This window comes from Permianibacter aggregans, from assembly GCF_009756665.1.
Lineage (GTDB): Bacteria > Pseudomonadota > Gammaproteobacteria > Enterobacterales > Permianibacteraceae > Permianibacter > Permianibacter aggregans.
Genome location: NZ_CP037953.1, coordinates 3486122 through 3507486 on the forward strand (window position 1 = coordinate 3486122; position 21365 = coordinate 3507486).

The following is a 21365-nucleotide window of genomic DNA, read 5'->3' on the forward strand; positions in this document are numbered from 1 at the left end:
CTACTGTACTAGTTCACTCTTCACCGTGAGTGTCATGTTCTCGAAGAACTGGGGTGACGGCCACAGACAAGCGACTCGCCCCTCGCTGAATTTCAATGGCGACCGCTATATTGGGTGTTGCCATTTGTACCAAGCCGGCAAATTGGTCCCAAGACGTAACGGGGACGCCGTTGAATTGGATGATCACATCATCCGGCTGTATCCCCGCTTTGCTGGCAGGCGAGTCGATGCCGACATCCAATACCATTACTTGCCTCGTTTCATGAGTTCCATCTGACGCGGGATGCCATTGCACCTCTCCCGAAATGCCAATGTATCGACGTTGGTAAGTTTTCCCAGCTTTTAGCTCATCTATAGCTCTCAACAAAAGCGCAGACGGATGCGCGAGGGATATCCCGGAATACCCGCCGCTACTGGTGTATATCGAGTTAAGCATGCCAATTACTTCCCCTTTCTCGTTCAATAACGGGCTGCCTGCTTGACCTCTATTGGTATAGATATCTGCTTGCAGGTAGGAGATTCCTGGAAAAGAAGGAGAGGGCACGGCATGAGCGCTGATGACGCCAACCCAAAAGCTCTGATTCATTTCATATGGAAAACCGACCGTGGCAACGGGGGCTCCAACGCGAAGTAACGCGCTATCACCGAACGACAGGCCATGGGATGTAAGGTTATCGACCTGCAACAGAGCGATATCGAGTAGCTCGTCGGTGGCAATCACCTTTGCTTGATATCGCTTGCCACCGCCAATTTCAACAGAAGCCACCTTGGCACCGCCGATAGCCGATTGGGTGGTCAGCAGTGTTCCTTTGTTGTCGATGAAAAATCCGGAGCCACCAACTTTGCTTTCTTTGACGCGTGAAGGAAATCTCTTGCCGAAAAACGTTTCATCAAGGGTGGTTGATTCACGTTCTTGAATCGTAGTCGCTTGAACGCGCACCACCGCTTGGGTCGTTTTTTCAAAAATTGCCGGCCATCCTGAAGACGGTTCTGCAGCCATAACGGTACTCAGTGTTAGCAAACATAAAGCAGTGGCGAAGAATTGGCGAGGTAAAGCAGACATGGGAACTCCAGTTTTAGTGGATTGGACTTATAAGCTCAACATCTATTTTGAAAACAGCGTTCGATGAATAGCCTTAAAATTAAAGCAGAGCTCATTGGTTGGGCTGCAAAGCCCAACCTACCGCGCTATGAATCATTCAAGTTCTATCTCCATCGAACAATGTTATCTTTCTGCAGGTGATACGGTCGCCAGAATATGCTCCAGCTCTTTCAATCCTTCGGAAAAACAACGCCCGGAATCCAGAGTAGAGAAATTTCGGCTCCATCTTTGGTGAAAGAAAATTCACAATTCTCCACACGCAAGAAAGCATCATAGAGCGAGGTTTCGCTCTCACAATCCACTTTAGCGTTGCCTTTAGGTTCCAAGTGGCGCGACGCTTCTCCAGCGGGGGTAATCGACATAATCATCATGTTCTCCAGCAAGATGATTAGCTATCGGAGCGGAAGTACGCCTTGGCGCCATGGCTCCGGTAGTTGCATGGGCTCTCCAGGCTGTTCCGCCTTGAGCTGGTTTGCGCGTTTCTCGTGTTTCTTTGCTTCTTTTGTGTTGTGAATAGCGCCGTGAAGCTTCGCGAGTCGTTCATGGCAAGCAATCAAGCGCGCATAGTTTGCATTGCCCGCCGTTTCCCATTTTTTCTTCGAGTCGGCGAATTCCTTGTCCAGTACTTTCAATGCCTTTTCGTGCCAGGCAATCGCGTCCTTGTTTTTTCCTCTTGCAGCATCAATGGCGCCCAGGCTTTGCCAAGCGTGCGCTGAGCCATCAAACTTAACGCCCATAACGTCAGCCTTGGAGGATTCAAGCGCTCGCAGAATATGGCGCTCGGCGTCATCGAGTCGGCCTTGTTCGTAGTAAATGTGGGCCAATGCCTGGAGCGGTACTTGGATATCGGATAGCTGCTTGTCTTTCTTCGCTTCTTTGAGGGTCAGTAGCTGAAGGTAGATTTCCTCAGCCTTCTCAAATTGACGTTGGTCCGCATGATTTCCGGCAACATCCATTAACGAGTATTCGTAGTCACGACTATTCACGCCAAATATTTTTTCACTGAGTTCAAGTGCTTGAATGAAATGGGGATGAGCTTCAGCGTAAAGCGCCTGATCGGACTTGATGCGGCCAAGCTTGGTCATAACCGAAGACATTCTCTCGCTCGATAGCAGCGAGTTGGCCTTAAGCACGGCAATTAATTCATCAGCTATCTGGATTGCCTCATCGTAGCGTCCTTCGCGATGGGCCTTTGACAAATCGATATAGCGCATATCCCAGGACGTATCCAAACCTTTGGAGCTCGCCGCATATGACGCAGTGAACAACATCACACCAATGATAAAGGCGAATCTGACTATGGAAAACATACGCTTACCTACGTTTGAAAAAGGTGGAACAGAGACTAGTTAGGGCTTGCAGGGCATTCTATGCATATCTCCAAGCATTCAATAGTCGATTTGAATGCTGGCAGACGTCTTCTTTTGGATATTTCTCGGGGAAAAGTTCATGGAGGCAGCGGGCGGCTAATCTAGAGTTCAGTCCGACCGTTTCTTGTACACCCTCGTTATGTAGTGTCAGTGTTTGGATGTATGTCTTGAGCGCTCTCTCGACCCAGGGCGCAGAATCGCCAATTCTGGCAATAGTGTTTAGTAAAAGATGAGAGACAGCCGCTTGTCGGTTGAAAGCTCCGTCCTCGGTCCATTGCTTGCCGCCCTTTAGGTTGAATTCGTTGAGGAAAATGACCTGATCGAGATAGGCAAATATGGCTGGCAACGCATCTTGTCCCAATTCAGCAAGGTGCTCCTCTACATCCAAATAATAACGATACTGCAGAAAGTGTCCTTGGCCGATCTCGTCCTTGCTCTCGTATGTCTTCAATACGCCTAACCAATAGCTTATTTGCACTTCGGTGCTGAGCTGATTGATATCGATTATCAACTCATTGAACCTTCTGACTTCCGGGAAAAGTTTATCGAATGTGGCTTCACCCACTGTCTTGCGCATTAGATGTTCTTTAAGTTCTCGTGAGCTATCGTAATACGACACAAAGGCAATGAAATGTTCGGTTTTATTCAGAAATGCCAGTTCATTTTGGACTTGACCTATCGCGGCGGCGACTGCGTCAAAAAATCGCTCGCGGGTCTCCTCGTGCTCCTCATCGGTCTCTAGCGATTCCAAATGGGCTTCGTATTCCTCGGCCCAATCGCTCAGTTCGTCTGGAAAGCTCCAGAAGTCATGAAAGCCAAAGTCGTGGGGATTAAATCTAAAGCCAAAGAGACCATTTACCTGCTTCTCGTCGCACTCATGATAGGTGGTGGATTTTCGTGCTTCGAATACAGATTCTGTGTTGATGTGGAGTGAAACGCTCCCCGAATTGGGCTCTGCTGAAAAGGCAACAGCGTACACCTCAACGCTATCTTCGGTAACCGAGAATTGAGTAATGCCCTTGCTTGCTTCCGCGGCTAAAAGCTTGGTCAGGTTCTCGTAGCTAATCTGTTTTTTCTTTGGCAAGCTATTACTCCGTCATTGCATAATTCGCTAGCGCGACCAAATTTGCTCAGCTGCGTTAATAGCATTCGCACGATTCCGCTTTGCTAATCGCACCCACTGCGCCGCCCGTTAGCGAGTCAGTTAACTGAGTCATTCTTACTTGGCAGACATGGGGCCTATGCATTCATTCCACACCGACAAGACCGGTTTGGTTCTTGGTTTGTTTGATTGGTAAATTTCGTCAACAATCATCGTTGGTGTTTTGCTATTAAACTGTGCACCAAATTTGTACGCTTCTTCTTTTGAGCGTCCGGCTTCCTTATCTTCAAGTGCTCTGGCAGCTATCAGACCATTCATCGTGCAATAAGCGGCGTCCTTGGAGCGTTCTTGCGCGACATTGGCGACGTTCTGTGCGCACTCGGTGAAAAACGAGACCGCGTAATCGAAGGAATTCGAAAAGGAGTCCTCAAAAACTTTCTCAACAACCGGAACGAGGAGCTTGGCAGTACTGGCAGCCGAATAGCTATTCCTTACGGATTCTTCCGACTCGCCTGCCGCCTTTCTTCTTGCTACCGTATAGGCGTTGCCCGTAAGGCTAAAACAGAATGATAAACGCGAGGCTTCATTGGCGGTGTAAATGGGGGCTGGCAAATCCGGTTTGGCGACGCCTTGATTCTTTTCTGAAGTAGCACATCCAATAAATGTTGTCAGTACGAAAGACGTCAATAAAAAGTACTTACCCATAATCTTGCTCCAATGTTTTGCTTGTTGTAATGAATTAATCCGAACATGCAGACTTGCGTTCACTTCCTAATGCAATCCCCTAAGGTTTATCGGTAGGTTGGGGTGCTTCATTCACTCTGACCCTATTGAACACGGATCACGTATGATTACGCTTCGCTAATCGTACCTACTGCGCTACGCGGGCTGACCCCTTAAATCCTCCCTAGTCTGGCACTTTGATGCCATAGAGAGGAGGAGTCCATTCCATTATCCTACGACGGAACTCAACTCACCGCGCTGGAATGTTTCCGATGAGTTCAAAGTGGGATGCTGCCAATATTTTTTTTAAGTAATGCTTGGGTTCTGGGGCGCCCTGTTGCAGATGTGTCGAAGCCTAACCCATATCTGTAAATTTCAGGTAAGAACAGTCTCTCTTCTCCCAACTTGCCATCAAGATCTTCATATATCACGCCGATCTCCTGCAATGAGCTCAATAGATTAGTATCGAGTTTGGCCTGCTCTGGACTGAACGGTACTTTGAGGTGATTCACGCCAGAGCTTTCCATGAGGCCTGTCCATCTTCGTAACGGAGCGATTTCTTGCTTGGCTTCCGCAACCTTCTCGCGGCTACATTCTGGTATGGCTTTTCGCATGTTTTCTGGTGAAAGGATGCGGTCAGCCCATGCTTGGGAGGAACGTGTTGACTCAAATCCGGCAGCGAATTTCAAGAATCGAACTAAATCTCGCGCCTGAACATTCCCCTTGAGATCGCATAGTGCAGAATAAACCCAGCGAGCAGAGTGGGCCTCTTTGGATTTTTCAGTACCAAGTTTCTTACCCCATAACTCTTCCAACCGGTCTTTCAGCTGCTCAATGCGCATATTTTCAGATGACTTTGGGTCGTCGGGATAAATGCCTGCTTGGCAGCTCAACATAAAAGCGAGTCTCAAAAAGCTTTCAGGATTCCACTGAAGCTGGAAGGGGTGAAACCGTTGAAGTAGTTGCCCAAGATTCTGGCGAATTGCGGCTTGAACGTAGTCAGCGCGCACGAAAATAAGTGTCCCTAAGTGTCGATTTTCCAGTTCGCTCATTCTGTTGGGTAATCTTAACAGCGCCTGAATTGCGTCCACCGCACTTTTTTGATTTACATCTTCAAATACATCTTCGATGCCGTCAAAAACCAGAACAACTCTATTTTCCGCTTGAGCGAGACGGTTGTTGAGTTCCTGCAATCCGCTTTTTCCCAATCCAAACTGTTGAATTATGAGTTCATCCCAGAACGCATCCCAAGAGTCTGGTGGGTTCTTCAAATTATCTCTGATTTTGTTAGATAACGTGGAGGCGAGATAAATCTGTTTGTTATCTGCCAAAATTGACTTTAGAGCAAGATTCTGTGCAGTTTTAATCTCACCCTTAGGAGTGTCCTCTATGTTGCTGGACCAAAGAACCGGAAAAATATTTGCATCAACGATGTTGTTGCTCTCGAAACCAAGCTTTGTTAGAAAAGTAAGCCATGAGTTGGTCCTTACTAATTGCATATACGTGAAGGTCTTGCCCGCGCCTTTAGCTCCGATCATTAGGGCATTGGGTGGCTCTTTTGAGAAATGCTTACCTAAGTTCAAAAGTGGTTCAATCGCTAAAATGGGGGCATTTGCATCACTTTCTGCGAATTGTGCTCTTTGACAAACCTCTTGAAGTCTTTTTGCCTTTTCTTGCCTCAATAGCATTCGTTCTTGCGTGAGGTTTAAGGATGAATCTTTTTGTTCAGTGTATAGTGCTTGAGCCCATTCCTTGGCGCTAGAAAACAGGCGGTTGGACTGTGGTAATACCTGTAATGACTCTCGTACAGATCCGACCGACATTAGGGTGTTTTGGAAATCTGCCTCCAGCCAAACTATGCCTGCTGTTAAGGTGTCGTTACTAGGGTAAGCATTATTCAGAACGCTCAACGCTCGCTCGTAGTATCCTGCCTCTCTGAGTTCCTTAGTTAGCAAGCTAAGAACCACCGTCGGTGTGGCTGAACGTTGCCTATCCAGCGGCAGATTGCTGTTGAAGGCATGCAAACGAGAAAGTACTTCTCTCATGCCTAGTACAGATTGAGGTGCGACTGTGCTTACAAAAAAGTGATCTACTCTAGGATCAAAAAGAATCGGACTAGCTAGTTCACTCAAGCCTGCTCTAAGATCTAGAAAGATTGCATCTACGCCTAAGCGCTGCCCCAAGGAGTGAATATAATCTGACAATTGCCAAGGATTTTGAGGGTTTCGCGCTAGATGTTCGGGGGCTACAGGCATGTCCTGAATTTCAGATAAATCCAGTGCAGCGGGTAGGATAAATAATTCTTGTTGAATTCCTGATAGGCTTAAAGATGTTTTACGCAGCTCGTCGCAAAAAAAATCAAGCGTTTCATTTGTGTTTGTCGGCGGATAGTGCAGTGCCTCCAGTAGCTGCACAAAGGAAACTGCGGGCTTATTAACATCATCTAGCCAAAAGCTAACTCCAGGAGCTTCAAGGTCCGCATCAATAACTAAAATCCTCTTTGGCTTTGTGCCGACCTCCTGCATGCAAGCCGCTACAAACGTCATTAGAGTTGTAGTACGACCGACACCACCTTTGAATGAATGAAATGATACTAGGTCGGGTCCGGAGCTCCATTGGGTCGGCCAAAATGGAGCTTGGACTTTAAGGGGGGGTTCGGTTTTATTTCCAATTTTATCTTTTTCTTCATGAACATAAGTCACTTCTTTCCATAGTGGATAAGTCCGTCGCTCAATGTCAGAACTTTCAGATTGTGATTCATTTAAAAACTCAACTGGATAGGCCGCATTCCCTATTCGTAAACGGATTACATTGTTTGTCTTGTTGTAGCTTGAGCCGAAAATCTCTGCCAACCATTCCTTTACGTCGGCCTCTGGGCATGAGTGATGAACCTCCATGCCACTTACAAAGCAATCAATCAATGAGATTCCTTCGGGCATGCAATTCCACAATGATGTTCGCTGTTTTAGTTGGCGCTCAATATCTAGCCACGTAAGTAAACGCTCTTGAGCGCTTTGTTGGGGAGTCATTTTAGTTCTCCTTTTAGCCAGTCCAGTATTTGCTGGAGTTGGACTTCACAATCCTGGTCGGTTGGCGTAATACAGTAGCCTCCATAACGCCAAGCTTGATGCAGAATTCTTACGTCTCCATTGCGTGGATGACTAAGGTTTTGAATTGTGATTGGGCGCAATTGTAAGTTGTGTGGAAGGGCTAGATTGCTACCTACATTTAATGCTTTTAGGAGTTTGCGTAGGTCGTGACCTGAGTTGTCTACATCATTTTGGTCAAAAACAGAACGATTCTGGCGTTTCAGAAAAACAGCCTTTAACCCGCACTCGACTGCATAGAACAAAAGCAATCGGTGCGAGTTGTTACGCTGACCTCCGTTAATGGGCGTTGCGACTACTGCCAGCTCTCGCCATGCACGTGTCAACTCACGATCTGTGAATGGGACCACGCCCATAAATAATAAGGCGGCGTAAACGTATCGATTAATCCCAGCTCAAAGCCCCACCAGTCTGATACTCAATCACGCGGGTCTCAAAGAAGTTCTTCTCTTTCTTCAAGTCCATGATTTCGCTCATCCAGGGGAACGGGTTATTGGCGCCTGGGTATTGTTCTGGCAGGCCCAATTGCGCGAAACGGCGGTTGGCGATGAAGTGCAGGTATTCTTCCATCATCGCGGCGTTCATGCCGAGGATGCCGCGCGGCATGGTGTCGCGGGCGTATTGCACTTCGAGTTCGGTGCCTTCCAGAATCATCTGGATGACTTCTTTCTTGAACTCTTCGGTCCACAGCTGCGGGTTTTCGTATTTGATCTGGTTGATCACGTCGATACCGAAGTTCAGGTGCATCGACTCGTCGCGCAGAATGTATTGGAACTGCTCTGACACGCCGGTCATTTTGTTGCGGCGGCCCATCGACAGAATTTGGGTGAAGCCGCAGTAGAAGAACATGCCTTCCATGACGCAGTAGAACGCGATCAGGTTGCGCAGCAGTTCTTGATCGGTTTCGGTGGTGCCGGTTTTGAACAGCGGGTTGCCCAAGCTTTGTGTGTACTTGAGTGCCCAGGCGGCTTTGCGCGCCACGGTTGGCACTTCGCGGTACATGTTGAACACTTCGCCTTCGTCCATGCCGAGCGACTCCACGCAGTATTGATAGGCGTGGGTGTGAATGGCTTCTTCGAAGGCTTGGCGCAGCAAGTACTGGCGGCATTCCGGGTTGGTGATGTGACGGTAGGCGGCCAGCACCAGGTTGTTCGCGACCAGTGAATCGGCGGTCGAGAAGAAGCCTAAGTTACGCATGATGACCAGGCGTTCGTCTTCGGTCAGGCCGTCGGTGGAGCGCCACAGGGCCACGTCTTTGGCCATGTTGATTTCTTGTGGCATCCAGTGGTTGGCGCAGGCATCGAGGTATTTTTGCCAGGCCCAGTCGTATTTGAACGGCACCAGTTGGTTAACGTCGGCGCGGCAGTTGATCATGCGCTTTTCGTCAACGGAAACGCGGGCAGCACCCATTTCCAGTTCTTCGAGACCGGCGGCAACGTCGAGATCACCGATGGCATTCAGCGCGGCTTTAACGTTCGGATTTTCCACGCCTTTTTTCACCGCTTTTGGGGCAGCGGTGTCGGTTTTGACCGGAGCGGGTTGGTCTTCGGTTTCGTTAAACAACGGTGCGGCTTTGGCTGCAGATTGCTCTTCAGTTTCGTCCCAACTGAACATTGTGCTTACCTCATCTCTCTGTTTTTTTGACATCTACACTTTCACTTAATTCATCGTGCTCATTAACGGTTGAGTCGCGACTTTCGACGCGACCAACCTAAACCGAGCAGCACTGCCGACATCAGCGCAAAGGCTGCTGGAGCCGATACGGCGGCGATACGGCCTTCGCCCATTGTCAATACGGCACCACTGTCATCAAAGGCCCAATCGATGATCGTAATCAGTGGGCCCGATCCGTTCAGGTTCTGATAATCCTGAACCTGCAATTGCATCCAGCCGTAATATTTCGGGCCATCAAAGTCGCCCAGCATCAGCGCGGCATAACCAACAGTATTACGGAACGCGCCTTGATCGATGCCATCGGTCGTGAAGTACCAAAGAATCATCGAACCTGAGCCGAAGCTCAGCACCGGTGTAGCGCCTTCGCTGTACTGTTCCACATACGGAAACTGGGAAAAATAGCCCAACACTGCAGGCGCATTCAGCCAACTGGTGTTGTAGCCCGCAGTCGTTTGATTTCCGCTGTGAAAAATGTCGAATTGCATGTTGTCCCATGTACCCGACAAATCACCAGCCAAATCAATCGTTACGTTGTTGATCGCACCATCAACGCTTTCAATGTTGATGTTCTGCAGGCCAGAGTAAATGATTCCGGCTTGCGTGGTACCGCTTCCGATCAAGCCGGTAGCAAATACCAGCGCGATAGCGCCCATTTTCTTAAAAGACCACATCATTCCTTTTCCTTGTCTTTGTTTTCACGTTACTTCTGATTTTTGGAAAGGTTTTACCCCCTCCTGGCCTCCCCCTTGGCAGGGGGAGGAACAATATTGTTTTCCCGCTCTTCCTCTTAGAAGAGCAGGAACGTGTTGCTTACTGGCAGGCTTCGCAATCCGGGTTTTCGATGCTGCACAGTTTTGGTTCTGGTTCGGCTACCGGGGTGGCCGCTACCGCGTTCAAGGCACCGCTCTTGACGGTGGATTTCTCGGTGCTGGTGGCGCCGAGTGAGCGCAGGTAGTAGGTGGTCTTCAAGCCACGGAACCAGGCCATGCGGTAAACCAGATCCAGCTTTTTGCCGCTCGGCTGGTTGATGTACAGGTTCAAGCTTTGGGCTTGATCGATCCACTTTTGACGGCGGCTGCCGGCTTCGACCAACCATTTGCAATCCATTTCGAACGCGGTCGCGAACATCGCTTTTACGTCGGCGGGAATGCGATCGATTTTTTGTACCGAACCGTCGTAGTACTTCAGATCGTTGACCATGACGTTGTCCCACAGATCACGCTTTTTCAGCTCGTTGACCAGGAACGGGTTGATCACGGTGAACTCACCCGAGAGGTTCGATTTGACGTACAGGTTCTGGTAAGTCGGCTCAATCGATTGCGACACGCCAGTGATGTTGGCGATGGTCGCGGTCGGGGCGATGGCCATGATGTTGGAGTTGCGGATGCCTTTTTTCACGCGCTCGCGCAAGCTGTTCCAGTCCATCGTCTGGCTCATGTCGACTTCGACGTATTTCGCGCCACGGTTTTCGGCAATGGCTTTCACCGAGTCGATTGGCAGTACACCTTTGCTCCACAGCGAACCGTTGAAGGTGCTGTAGCTGCCACGCTCTTCGGCGAGTTCTGCCGAAGCAGAAATCGCGAAGTAGCTGATGGCTTCCATCGAGCGGTCGGCAAATTCAACGGCGGCATCAGAACCATAGGAAATGCCGAGCAGGTACAGCGCGTCCTGGAAGCCCATGATGCCCAGACCAACCGGGCGGTGCTTCATGTTGGAGTTCTGTGCTTGCGGCACCGGGTAGAAGTTGATGTCGATAACGTTGTCGAGCATGCGCACGGCGGCGCGCACGGTCTTCTGCAGTTTGTCGAGGTCGAGCTGGCCGTCTTTGATGTGGTTAACGAGGTTAATCGAACCCAAGTTACAAACGGCGATTTCGTCTTTGCTGGTGTTCAGCGTGATCTCGGTGCACAGGTTCGAGCTGTGTACAACGCCGACGTGCTGCTGCGGCGAGCGCAGGTTGCAAACGTCTTTGAACGTGATCCACGGATGGCCGGTTTCGAACAGCATCGACAGCATTTTGCGCCACAGATCTTTGGCAGCCATTTTCTTGAAGACGCGGATTTTGCCTTCAGCAGCCAAGCGCTCGTAATGCTCGTAGCGCTCTTCGAATGCTTTGCCGTACAAGTCGTGCAGGTCTGGCACTTCGTTCGGTGTGAACAATGTCCATTCCTGGTCATCGGTAACGCGCTTCATGAACAGATCCGGCACCCAGTTGGCGGTGTTCATGTCGTGGGTACGACGACGGTCGTCACCGGTGTTCTTGCGCAGATCCAGGAATTCTTCGATGTCGATGTGCCAGGTTTCCAGGTATGCACAAACGGCGCCTTTACGCTTGCCGCCCTGGTTAACGGCGACGGCGGTGTCGTTGGCCACTTTCATGAACGGCACCACGCCTTGCGATTTGCCGTTGGTGCCTTTGATGTGGGCACCCAGGCCGCGCACTGGCGTCCAGTCGTTACCCAAACCGCCGGCGAATTTCGAGAGCAGCGCGTTGTCGCGAATGGCGTCGAAAATATCGCCGAGATCGTCTGGCACTGTGGTCAGGTAGCAGCTCGACAGCTGTGAGTGCAGCGTGCCGGAGTTGAACAGCGTTGGCGTTGAGCTCATGTAATCGAAGGTCGACAACATGTTGTAGAACTCAATCGCGCGCTCGTTCTTTTGCGGCTCGCGAATGGCAAGGCCCATCGCCACGCGCATGAAGAACACCTGCGGCAATTCAAAGCGGGTGTTGTGGTAGTGAATGAAGTAACGGTCGTACAGTGTTTGCAGGCCGAGATAAGTGAACTGCATATCGCGCTCTGGCTTGATGGCGGCGCCAAGCAGGTCCAGATCGAAAGTTTTCAGTTCGCTGGAAACGAGCTCGTGCTCGCTACCGATTTCCAGAAAGGCTTTCAGCGCGCGCGGGTACAACTCACCCATGTCGTGTTGCTGAGCATTCTCGGCGATGCCGAGGAAGGAAAGGGCTTCGGAACGGATAACGTCCATCAGCAAACGGGCGGTGACGTAGGTGTAGTTCGGGTCACGCTCGATTTGCGTACGCGCGGTCATGATCAGCGCGGTCGAGACGTCTTTTTCGGCAACGCCGTCATAAAGGTTACGAACCGCATCTTTCAGAATGCTGTTGGCGTCGACATCGCTCAGGCCTTCGCAGGCTTCTTTGACCAGCGTGTCGAGGCGGGCCATGTCGATCGGGTTCAGGTTGCCGTGCTTGTCCTTGACGCGGATTTGGCTATTGAGGCCAACCGCTTCGCGGGCGGCTTTATCGGCGGCGGCACGTTCTTGGGCGCGTTGTTCGCGGTAAAGCACGTAGGCGCGGGCGACTTTTTGCTCGCCATGACGCATCAGCGCCAGCTCGACCTGGTCCTGGATATCTTCTATATGCACGGTGCCGCCGGTTGGGTTGCGGCGATTCAGCGTCGTGAACACCAGGTCGGAAAGCTGGCGCACGGTTTCATGGACGCGGCTGGAGCCAGCGGCCTGGCCACCTTCGACAGCCAGGAAGGCCTTGGTCATCGCCACTTCAATTTTGCTGGCATCGAAAACGACGACTTTGCCGTTACGCTTGATGACGCGCAGTTGACCAGGGGCGGTCGCGGATAAATCAGTGTCGGTACTCATAGGATGGTTGATGCTCGGGGTACGGGATTTCAGGTCGGTGGCTTGTTGTTCCATGGCTCCTCCACTTACGGCCGGTTATGTATTGGGCATTGCGAGCGGAAAAACGACAAAAACCACATTGCCCGAAGTACTTACTTACCGTGTTTCCGGCAGCCTGACTCATTCGAGAAATTACGTGGTTTTGCGGCCTTGACAGGGCTGGGCAGTTTTGCTGTCAAGCACAATCATTGGTGGCCTTCGCAATAGAACACCCCAATATCTTGGGTTGTTCAACGTGGGGGACACTGTAAGACGAAATACCGGGCAGGGCAAGAGCAAAAGCGGGGGAAATCGGCGAGAAAAAGCTGTGGATAAAAAATTATCGCTTGCACCGGCGAACAAGTTAAAACGCATTTCGTTTCGCTGCGCTTTTTTGCACCAATTTATGACCGCAAAACGTGGCACCAATGCCAGCCAGTCGGAATTTTAACGGACGCGTTTTAAAGCTTTTTGACCAGGCTTGACTATGCTGTAAGAGCACAACTTTTAACTTGCCGTGGACATGAAGCCGCCGTTACAGCTTTTGCTGGTTGAAGACTCACAGGACGACGCCGATTTGCTGGCCATTGCGCTGCGCCGAGGCGGGCTTGAGGCCGAGGTGAGCCGGGTCGATTCGGCTGAACAATTCCGAGCAGCGCTGTTGGATGCCACCTGGGATGTCATTCTTTCTGATGTCAATCTGCCCGGTTTTGGCGCCGAGGCGGCGTTGCGTATTGTCGATCAGTTGGCGGTATCTACCCCCTTTATTGTCGTTTCTGGCCATTTGAATACCGAAGAAGCGGTGACGATGATGCGCGCCGGCGCTGAAGACTTCGTCAAAAAAGACGATATGGCCCGGCTGGTGCCCGCCGTCGAACGGGCGATACGTGACGCCGAGCTGCTGCGCGACAAAAAGCAGGCCGAAGTAAAAGTCCGCAAATTAAGTCAGGCCGTGGAGCAAAGCCCCGGCGGCGTGGTGATTCTCGACCGCAGCGGCCGCATCGAATACATCAATGCCGCGTTCGCGCAAATGCTCAATGAAGAACGCGAAAACGTGTTGAACCATTCTTTCTATGATTTGCTGAGCAAGAACTCACCGACCCATCGTACCCAGCAGATCCAGCGTGCGCTTGACGTTGGCGGCCATTGGCGCGGCGAGGTGCATACCCGCACCCATGATGGCAGCGCCATCTGGCTGTATGTAACGCTATCGCCGATGCGCACTGAAGAAAGCATCATCGAACATTATCTGGTGATGGCCGAAGACATCAGCGTGCGCAAGGAATACGAGCAAAAACTGATGCGTCAGGCCAGCTACGACGAGCTGACCAAATTGCCGAACCGCTTGCTGGCATTTGACCGCATTTCGGTGGCGCTGGCCGATGCCCGCCGCAACCAGCACAAAGCGGCGCTGTTTTTCCTGGATTTGGATAACTTCAAAAACGTTAACGACACGCTCGGTCATTTTGCCGGTGACGCGCTGCTGGTCGAGGCGGCAACCCGGCTGGGTTCCTGTTTGCGCGAGAACACGACCTTGGCCCGCTTTGGCGGCGATGAATTTTTGATCGTCATGCCGGATCTGGATTCGCCAAACAGCGCGCACCTGGTTGCTCAGCGCATTCTGAAAGCCTTGCAACAGCCTTTTTATATCCAGGGCCGCGAGTTGTTTGTGACCGCAAGTTTGGGCATCACGGTATTCCCGGACGATGGCGAAAACACCCAGGCGCTGCTGCAGAATGCCGACGCGGCGATGTATCGCAGCAAGGACATCGGCCGCAACAGCTACAGCTTTTTCACCAAGGAAATGAATCAGCAGGTGTCGCAGCGTTTGGGCATTGAAACCCAGTTGCGCCGGGCCTTGAGTCAGCATGAATTTCACTTGGCCTATCAGCCGGTGATGGATGCGGCCAGTGGTCAAATGGTCGCGGTCGAAGCACTGCTGCGTTGGAACAATAAAGAGCTTGGTTTTGTGCCGCCGGACCGGTTCATTCCGATAGCCGAGGAAACCGGGCTGATTGTGCCGATTGGTGAATGGGTGCTGCGGGAAGCGACACGCCAAGTGGCGCAATGGCAACGGCATTACGGCTTACCGCTGCGTTTGGCCGTCAACGTCTCGGCCCGGCAGTTCCAGGGCGAGGGCTTGCTGCCACTGCTGCGCGAGGTGCTCGATGAAACCGGTTTCGCCCCGGAATCGCTGGAGCTGGAAATCACCGAGCGCCTGATTCTGAACGAAACCGCCAGCAATTCAGAACAACTGCTGCGTATTCATGAGATGGGCGTCAGCCTGTCTGTGGATGATTTTGGTACCGGCTTTTCCGCGCTTTCCTACTTAAAGCGTTTTCCGTTCCGGGTACTGAAAATCGACCGCTCGTTTATTCGCGATATCTGCACCGATCAAGGCGATGCCTCGCTGACCAAAGCGATTATTGCGATGGCGCATGGTTTGGGCTTGCATGTCATCGCCGAAGGCGTCGAGGAGCAATCGCAGGAGCAATTCCTGATGGCCAGCCAGTGCGACATGCTGCAGGGCTATTATTACAGTCGACCATTGCCCGCCGCCGATATCGAGCCGTTTATCCAGCGTTTTCAGCAACAAGCCAATACCGGTTAAGGCGCAAATCCAGCCTGTTATGTAGATCCGAGTTCATTCGGACATCGTTCCAACGAGAAATGTGTGCGAATAAATTCACACCTACAACGAGAGATTGCCGCAGGTTAGGTGGCTTTTGTAGGTCTGGATTTATCCGGGCATTTTTTAAAGAAAAAATTTCGCGTGAGAAGTTTAACTGGCAATCCACGAAGCCCGAGGCGCCTGATTGACCTGCAGCCAATAACCGGCCAATTGCGAGATGGTGTCGGTGAAGGCTTGGAAATCGACCGGTTTGGTTACGAAGCTGTTGACGCCGAGTTCATAGGTGCTGCGAATATCCCGCTCCTCGGCAGAGGAGGTCAGCACGACCACCGGAATGGATTGAGTACGGCTATCTTCCTTGATTTTCTTCAGTACCTGGATGCCATCAACCCGAGGCAGTTTCAGGTCGAGCATGATCAGTTTCGGTTGCTGCTCGATCGAGCGTTGCTGGTGTTCGCCCTGGCAGAAAATAAAGTCCAGGGCCTCGACGCCGTCGCGGGCGATTTCGATACGCTGGGCAACGTTTTTCCTGCGCAAAGCTCGCAAGGTCAGATCCAGATCGTTCGGATCGTCTTCTACCAGCAGAATTTCCACATCCATTGCCTTCCTTCGCCTGGCCATATTTGAAAAGCCTAGACTCATGAATGCTGGTTTTCAACTTGAACCAGCGAGTCCGCGCTGAATTTCCTGCACCTGCGCTTTCGCCTCGGTTAACAGCTCCATTGAGAACGACGGGCTTTTCAGTGAGGCCGGCAATTTCTTGAACGCCGGTATCTGCGCCAAGCCCGGTAATCGTTGCGCTTGGGGTGTGCCGAGCAGAGCGTGGAAGCGGGCAATGGTGACAATGTCGGCGTAGTCGGCCGGGCCGTGATGATCGCGCTGCCAGTCGCCGCGGGCACGGGCGGTTTCGACCAGCGATTCATCAAAATTCCAGCGTTCCAGCAGACTGGCGCCAACTTGGCCGGCGAAACGTTCCAGAGTTTCCAACAGCAGATCTTTTTGCGTCAATAGTTGTGGGTATTCAACGATTTTCGCCAACAGCGGCAGCATGCCGATGTCCTGCATCAAGCCGGCCAAGGTTGCTTGATCGGTATTCAGCGGCGGGAAGTGCGGAGCCAACACACTCGATAGCGCCGCCAACCGGGTCGAGAACTGCCACTGCTTTTTCAGCAGCGGTTTCAGCACCGGTGATTGCGGTTCGTACAGCGCCATCATCGCGTAGCTGTAAACGTAGTTGCGGGTAGCGGACAGGCCCATCCGGGCCAATGCTGTCGCCAGTTGGTCGACCTTGCGGGCGCCGCGATAGAGCGGGCTGTTGACGATTTGCAGCAGGTAGGCGCTCAAGCCGGGGTCGAGTTGGATCAGTCGAGCCAGGCTCGCCAAATCGCAATCGGGTGATTGCATGACCTGTTGCACGCGCAAGGCGACATCGGGCAGTGCCGGCATTTTCAGCCGGTCGAAATTGATGTCGTCATGCAGGCGGGCGAACAGCGCGGTGATGCTCATGATTTATCGGACAAAAGCAACATGTACTCAGTGTAGCCAAATCGGTGTTCACGATTTTTGCGCGAAATAAAAAACGGCCACACGTTGGTGGCCGTTTCGGGTGAAAACTTGGCGATTAACCGAAGTTTTTCGAAGCGAAATCCCAGTTGACCAGATTCCAGAATGCCTCGACGTATTTCGGGCGGGCATTGCGGTAATCGATGTAGTAGGCGTGTTCCCAGACATCGCAGGTCAGCAGCGGTTTGTGACCGTCGAGCAACGGGTTGCCGGCGGCGCCGGTGTTGACGATGTCAACACTGCCGTCAGACTTTTTCACCAGCCAGGTCCAGCCGGAACCGAAGTTGCCGACGGCGGAAGCGCTGAATTTTTCCTTGAACGCGGCAAACGAACCGAAGGCTTTGTTGATGGCATCGGCGAGCGCGCCTTTTGGCTCACCACCACCGTTTGGTGACAGCGAATTCCAATAGAACGTGTGGTTCCACACCTGGGCGGCATTGTTGTACACGCCACCGCTGGCCTTTTTCATGATGTCTTCCAGCGATTTGCCTTCAAAATCGGTACCAGGAACCAGTTTGTTCAAATTATCGACATAGGCCTGGTGGTGTTTGCCGTAATGGAAGTTCAAGGTTTCTTCGGAGATATGCGGAGCAAGCGCATTGCGGGGATAGGGCAGAGCAGGAAGTTCGAAAGCCATAATCTTGTTCCTCGTCATTGTTGAAAGATAATCCCTTGATTTCGTAAGGGAAAATAAAAAATGCAAGGGCAATATGATAGCGCAAAGCCGTACCAACTGCAGAGCGGCGGTTAGAACGATTCGGCTTGACCTTGGTTTCACAGCGTATATACGAGTAAGATCGACACCAATCCCTTATCCAAGACGAGGTTTTTACCGTGGATACCGTAGAAAAAATCAAAAAGCAGATCGCTGACAACTCGATCGTGCTGTACATGAAAGGTTCTCCGAAGCTGCCAATGTGCGGCTTTTCCGCGCGCACTGCCGAGGCGGTTCTGCAATGCGGCGTGCCCTTCGCGTTCGTTGATGTCATTGCCAACCCGGATATCCGCGCCGAGTTGCCAAAATACGCCAATTGGCCAACGTTTCCGCAACTGTGGGTCAAAGGCGAATTGATTGGCGGCTGCGATATCGTCACCGAAATGTTTGCCAAAGGCGAACTGAAGCCATTGCTGGAGTCGGCTGGTGGTGAGACCGCACAGTAAGTGCTGTGAAGGGAAAAAAGCCGCGTTTGCGGCTTTTTTTATGGCTGAATGGAGGCGTTGATGCAAACCGTTGTGGTACTGGGCGGATATGGCCAGTTTGGCCGCCATATTGTCGAACGCTTGGCACATGATGCCGCGCTGACGATTGTCGTAGTCGGTCGCGACGAGAGTAAAGCCCGTGCCTGGATTGAAACCATCGCGAGTGCGGCAAAAGCGACGTTACTGCCACACGCAGTAGCGCTGAATCCGGTTTCGTTTCAGCAATTACTGCTTCAGTACGCGCCGAAGGTTTGCATCAATACCGTCGGCCCATTTCAAGCTGCGCAATACGATTACCCGCGTTTGTGCATTCAGCATCAGGTGCATTATCTGGACTTGGCCGATGCGCGCGATTATGTCGATGGTTTTTCTGTGCTTGATGCGCAGGCAAAACAGGCCAAGGTTTGTCTGTTGACCGGCGTCAGTACCGTTCCAGCCTTGTCATCGGTGGTGCTGGATACGCTCACACCAAAGTTTTCCGCACTTGCTGAAGTCGACTATTGCATCGCGCCCGGCAATCAAACCGACCGCGGTGAAGCGACTGTTGCGGCGATTCTGAGCTATGTCGGCCAAGCCTTTTCGCAATGGCGAGAGGGCCGCTGGCGGTCGGTGTTTGGCTGGCAGGGGGCGGTGAAAAAACGCTGGCGTTCCGGCATGACCTCGCGCTGGGTTTCATACTGCGATATCCCTGATCTATCGCTGTTTCCGTCACGTTATCCCGGCATGCAAACCGTGGTTTTTCGCGCTGGTTTGGAGCTGCCGTTGCTGCATTGGGGGCTGTGGTTGATGTCGTGGCTGACGCGCTTTCGTGTAGTGAAAAACTGGCAAGTTTACGCTCCAGTTCTGACACGAATCAGTCGCTGGTTTCAGCGCTTTGGCTCCGATGTCGGCGGTATGCAAGTGACACTGAGCGGTTCGGATAACGATGGCAAGCCCATAATATGGTGTTGGGAACTCGTCGCCGCTGGCGGCGATGGCCCGAATATTCCTGCCATACCGGCGGTAGTTCTGTGCAGAAAGCTACTTACCGAAAATCAAATGGAATCTGGCGCCGGCGCTTGCCTAGGCCGTTTTACGCTGGCGGAGTTTTACGAGGAAGTCGCCGATTTGAATATTCGTTTTGATTGTTATGAGTATCAGCGATGAAGCAGTCCTTGTATCAACGCGTTTTAGGTGAGCAATTTCATCAGCTGCCGTTGGCTGTCCAGCAGATGCACAGCCTGATAGAGGGTGAACGTCTGGTGCAAGGCGTTTGTCAGATAGAGGGCGCGGAAAATCGCATTGCGGCGATTTTTGCGCGCTTGGCCGGTTTGCCGCGTGCAGGTGAAAATTTGCCGGTTAGTGTGCATTTTTCTGTGCGAAACGGCGTCGAGACCTGGGATCGACTTTTTGCCGGTAAACCGATGACTTCCTGGCAGTGGCAACAACAGACAATGTTGGTTGAACGTTTGCGCTTTGTCCGTTTTTATTTTGCCATTGATGCCGATGCTTCCGGTTTGCAACTCCGCTTACTGGCGATGCACGTTGCGGGTGTACCGGTACCTGCATGGCTATTTCCGCGTATTTCGGCGCGAGAATATCAGCAAGATGGTGTGTTTCATTTTGATGTATCGGCGGCGATCAAAGGCATTGGCCGTTTGGTGCATTACCGGGGATATTTGCAATGAATGTTGAAAACATCGTTGTCTTCGACGCCCATTGCGTGCTCTGCAATGCCTGGGTGCGTTTTATTCTGCGCCACGATCACGATAAGCAATTTCATTTTGCTGCGGTGAATTCGGAAACCGGAAAAAATTTGCTGGAAAAAGCCGGTATTGATGCGCTCGATCCGCAGTCAATGTTATTCAAAGAAGGCCAGCGCATTCGAACTCATACCGATGCCATTATCCGGGTGCTGACACTGCTCGGTGGCTGGAAGAAAGTGGCGCTATTGGGCCGGGTGATACCGTCTGTGATTCGCGACCCGATTTATTTGTTTGTTGCCAGACGGCGCTATCGCTGGTTTGGTCGCACCGAAAGTGGCGCGCTGCCAGAAGCACAACATCGCGGGCGATTTTTGCATTAAAGCAATTCTTGCTTCAAGTAGTTGTTAATTCCCTCTCCTTTCAAAGAAGGGGATTAGGGGGGAGTAGATAAACGTTTAATGAAAGGCGTTGCGCTACCAGGTTTCACCTCCCTCCAACTCCCTCCTCGGTGAGGAGGGAGCACCGTGGCTTAGCTACCGATTTCACCACTGGCTGATTGCAGGTAGTTCTGCAGGCCCATTTTGTCGATCAGGTTCAGTTGGGTTTCCAGCCAATCGACATGCTCTTCTTCGCTGTGCAGGATGTCTTTCAGCACGTCGCGGCTGACGAAATCATGCACTTTTTCGCAGTGGAGAATGGCTTCTTTCAACAGAGGAATGGCTTTCATTTCCAGTTTCAGATCACATTCGAGCATTTCTTTGACGTCTTCGCCAATCAACAGCTTGCCGAGATCCTGCAGGTTCGGCACGCCTTCGAGGAACAGGATACGCTCGATCAGTTTGTCGGCGTGTTTCATCTCGTCGATCGATTCGTGGTATTCGTGTTCGCCGAGTTCCTTGAAGCCCCAATCCTTGTACATTCGGGCATGCAGGAAGTACTGGTTGATGGCAATCAGTTCGTTGGCAAGGGCTTTGTTCAGGTATTCGAGGACTTTCTTGTCGCCTTTCATCGTGCAGGCTCCTTTTGATGGGGATCATGCACGCAAGTTTAGTACCGGCGCTGCGACCGGACAAGGAAAAAAGGCGCTAAGTGATTGAATCTAAATGAGAATCCGTATTGTTTCGGATTCTGGCTCAGGCTGCTTTATATGGCGTATTCAGCGTCAGCGTGGACTTCAGCAGGTCGCGCGCGTCTTGGCCGCAGCGGCCACACTGGGTGGCAACGCCCAACTGCTGAGCCAGATCTTTCATGGAATAGACGCTCTTGCCGACCACTTCTTTGATTTGGCGGCAGGTGACACCTTTGCACAGACAAACATACATAGGGGCAGCGACTCAGTTGGTAGATGACAAGAGAAAGTATATGTAAATAAGAATGATTGTCAATAAGATTCAGCGGTGCGCCAGTACGAGATTTGAGCGATATCAAGGCCCGCTACCTGACATGCCGAAAAGTTGAGTTGTTTACTTGGATAAGTGGTACCAGAGGCGCCTATAATGTTGGCCTTCCTGATGTCGTGTGGTGGCTTCGACTGGTTCTTCCCGGACTGGTTTTCAGCACCAGCACGATAT

General features: G+C 51.6%; 19 protein-coding genes. 5 read left to right on the top strand and 14 right to left on the bottom strand.

Annotated elements, in window-relative coordinates; genetic code table 11:
• Window positions 1-13: 13 nt before the first annotated feature.
• The 9 genes from E2H98_RS15740 to E2H98_RS15780 all read right to left on the bottom strand — a co-directional run bounded on the left by E2H98_RS15740 (window position 14) and on the right by E2H98_RS15780 (window position 12696).
• Complete coding sequence (locus tag E2H98_RS15740) at window positions 14-1063, bottom strand: S1C family serine protease (protein ID WP_133590540.1); 1050 nt, start codon at window positions 1061-1063, stop codon at window positions 14-16.
• Window positions 1064-1272: 209 nt separating this feature from the next.
• Window positions 1273-1473 (bottom strand): hypothetical protein, encoded by a 201-nt coding sequence (locus E2H98_RS15745; RefSeq protein WP_133590542.1) that lies wholly within the window; start codon window positions 1471-1473, stop codon window positions 1273-1275.
• 21 nt (window positions 1474-1494) lie between these two features.
• Window positions 1495-2412: a tetratricopeptide repeat protein gene (locus E2H98_RS15750; RefSeq protein WP_133590544.1), complete on the bottom strand. Its 918-nt coding sequence runs from the start codon at window positions 2410-2412 to the stop codon at window positions 1495-1497.
• A gap of 58 nt (window positions 2413-2470) precedes the next feature.
• The gene (locus E2H98_RS15755; RefSeq protein ID WP_133590546.1) at window positions 2471-3556 is read right to left on the bottom strand and encodes a DUF4303 domain-containing protein; all 1086 of its coding nucleotides are present in this window, start codon (window positions 3554-3556) and stop codon (window positions 2471-2473) included.
• Between the two features lie 135 nt (window positions 3557-3691).
• Window positions 3692-4279 carry a hypothetical protein gene (locus E2H98_RS15760; RefSeq protein ID WP_133590548.1) on the bottom strand — a complete coding sequence of 196 codons (588 nt, stop codon included), beginning with the start codon at window positions 4277-4279 and terminating at the stop codon, window positions 3692-3694.
• Between the two features lie 296 nt (window positions 4280-4575).
• The gene (locus E2H98_RS15765) at window positions 4576-7326 is read right to left on the bottom strand and encodes a ParA family protein (protein ID WP_133590550.1); all 2751 of its coding nucleotides are present in this window, start codon (window positions 7324-7326) and stop codon (window positions 4576-4578) included.
• A gap of 462 nt (window positions 7327-7788) precedes the next feature.
• Complete coding sequence (locus E2H98_RS15770; RefSeq protein WP_133590554.1) at window positions 7789-9018, bottom strand: ribonucleotide-diphosphate reductase subunit beta; 1230 nt, start codon at window positions 9016-9018, stop codon at window positions 7789-7791.
• Window positions 9019-9080: 62 nt separating this feature from the next.
• Window positions 9081-9752 carry a hypothetical protein gene (locus E2H98_RS15775; protein ID WP_133590556.1) on the bottom strand — a complete coding sequence of 224 codons (672 nt, stop codon included), beginning with the start codon at window positions 9750-9752 and terminating at the stop codon, window positions 9081-9083.
• 136 nt (window positions 9753-9888) lie between these two features.
• Window positions 9889-12696 carry a ribonucleoside-diphosphate reductase subunit alpha gene (locus E2H98_RS15780; protein ID WP_408634850.1) on the bottom strand — a complete coding sequence of 936 codons (2808 nt, stop codon included), beginning with the start codon at window positions 12694-12696 and terminating at the stop codon, window positions 9889-9891.
• A 541-nt stretch (window positions 12697-13237) separates the two neighbouring features.
• Here E2H98_RS15780 and E2H98_RS15785 point away from each other — a divergent pair.
• On the top strand, window positions 13238-15325 hold the full coding sequence (locus E2H98_RS15785; protein WP_133590560.1) for a putative bifunctional diguanylate cyclase/phosphodiesterase: 2088 nt from the start codon (window positions 13238-13240) through the stop codon (window positions 15323-15325).
• A 171-nt stretch (window positions 15326-15496) separates the two neighbouring features.
• On the opposite strand, the gene E2H98_RS15790 is transcribed toward E2H98_RS15785, so the two are convergent.
• The 3 genes from E2H98_RS15790 to E2H98_RS15800 form a co-directional block, all read right to left on the bottom strand.
• On the bottom strand, window positions 15497-15946 hold the full coding sequence (locus E2H98_RS15790) for a response regulator (RefSeq protein WP_133590562.1): 450 nt from the start codon (window positions 15944-15946) through the stop codon (window positions 15497-15499).
• 54 nt (window positions 15947-16000) lie between these two features.
• Window positions 16001-16852: an HDOD domain-containing protein gene (locus E2H98_RS15795; RefSeq protein ID WP_133590564.1), complete on the bottom strand. Its 852-nt coding sequence runs from the start codon at window positions 16850-16852 to the stop codon at window positions 16001-16003.
• A 115-nt stretch (window positions 16853-16967) separates the two neighbouring features.
• The gene (locus tag E2H98_RS15800; protein ID WP_133590566.1) at window positions 16968-17546 is read right to left on the bottom strand and encodes a superoxide dismutase; all 579 of its coding nucleotides are present in this window, start codon (window positions 17544-17546) and stop codon (window positions 16968-16970) included.
• Window positions 17547-17743: 197 nt separating this feature from the next.
• On the opposite strand from E2H98_RS15800, the gene grxD reads away from it, so the two are divergent.
• The 4 genes from grxD to E2H98_RS15820 are packed head-to-tail and all read left to right on the top strand — an operon-like array spanning window position 17744 to window position 20174.
• Entirely contained in the window at window positions 17744-18070 is a 327-nt protein-coding gene (grxD, locus tag E2H98_RS15805; RefSeq protein WP_133590568.1) for a Grx4 family monothiol glutaredoxin, read from the top strand.
• A gap of 60 nt (window positions 18071-18130) precedes the next feature.
• Window positions 18131-19255: a saccharopine dehydrogenase family protein gene (locus E2H98_RS15810; protein WP_157591415.1), complete on the top strand. Its 1125-nt coding sequence runs from the start codon at window positions 18131-18133 to the stop codon at window positions 19253-19255.
• Entirely contained in the window at window positions 19252-19776 is a 525-nt protein-coding gene (locus E2H98_RS15815) for a DUF4166 domain-containing protein (RefSeq protein ID WP_133590572.1), read from the top strand. Before E2H98_RS15810 ends, E2H98_RS15815 begins: the two co-directional genes overlap by 4 nt.
• On the top strand, window positions 19773-20174 hold the full coding sequence (locus E2H98_RS15820; protein ID WP_133590574.1) for a thiol-disulfide oxidoreductase DCC family protein: 402 nt from the start codon (window positions 19773-19775) through the stop codon (window positions 20172-20174). Before E2H98_RS15815 ends, E2H98_RS15820 begins: the two co-directional genes overlap by 4 nt.
• Before the next feature lie 149 nt (window positions 20175-20323).
• Here the strand turns inward: E2H98_RS15820 and bfr are convergent, their stop codons facing one another.
• Together bfr and E2H98_RS15830 are read right to left on the bottom strand one after the other, a co-directional pair.
• Window positions 20324-20803, bottom strand: a complete 480-nt coding sequence (bfr, locus tag E2H98_RS15825; RefSeq protein ID WP_133590576.1) for a bacterioferritin — start codon at window positions 20801-20803, stop codon at window positions 20324-20326.
• Window positions 20804-20927: 124 nt separating this feature from the next.
• The gene (locus tag E2H98_RS15830; RefSeq protein ID WP_133590578.1) at window positions 20928-21116 is read right to left on the bottom strand and encodes a (2Fe-2S)-binding protein; all 189 of its coding nucleotides are present in this window, start codon (window positions 21114-21116) and stop codon (window positions 20928-20930) included.
• Between the last annotated feature and the right edge of the window lie 249 nt (window positions 21117-21365).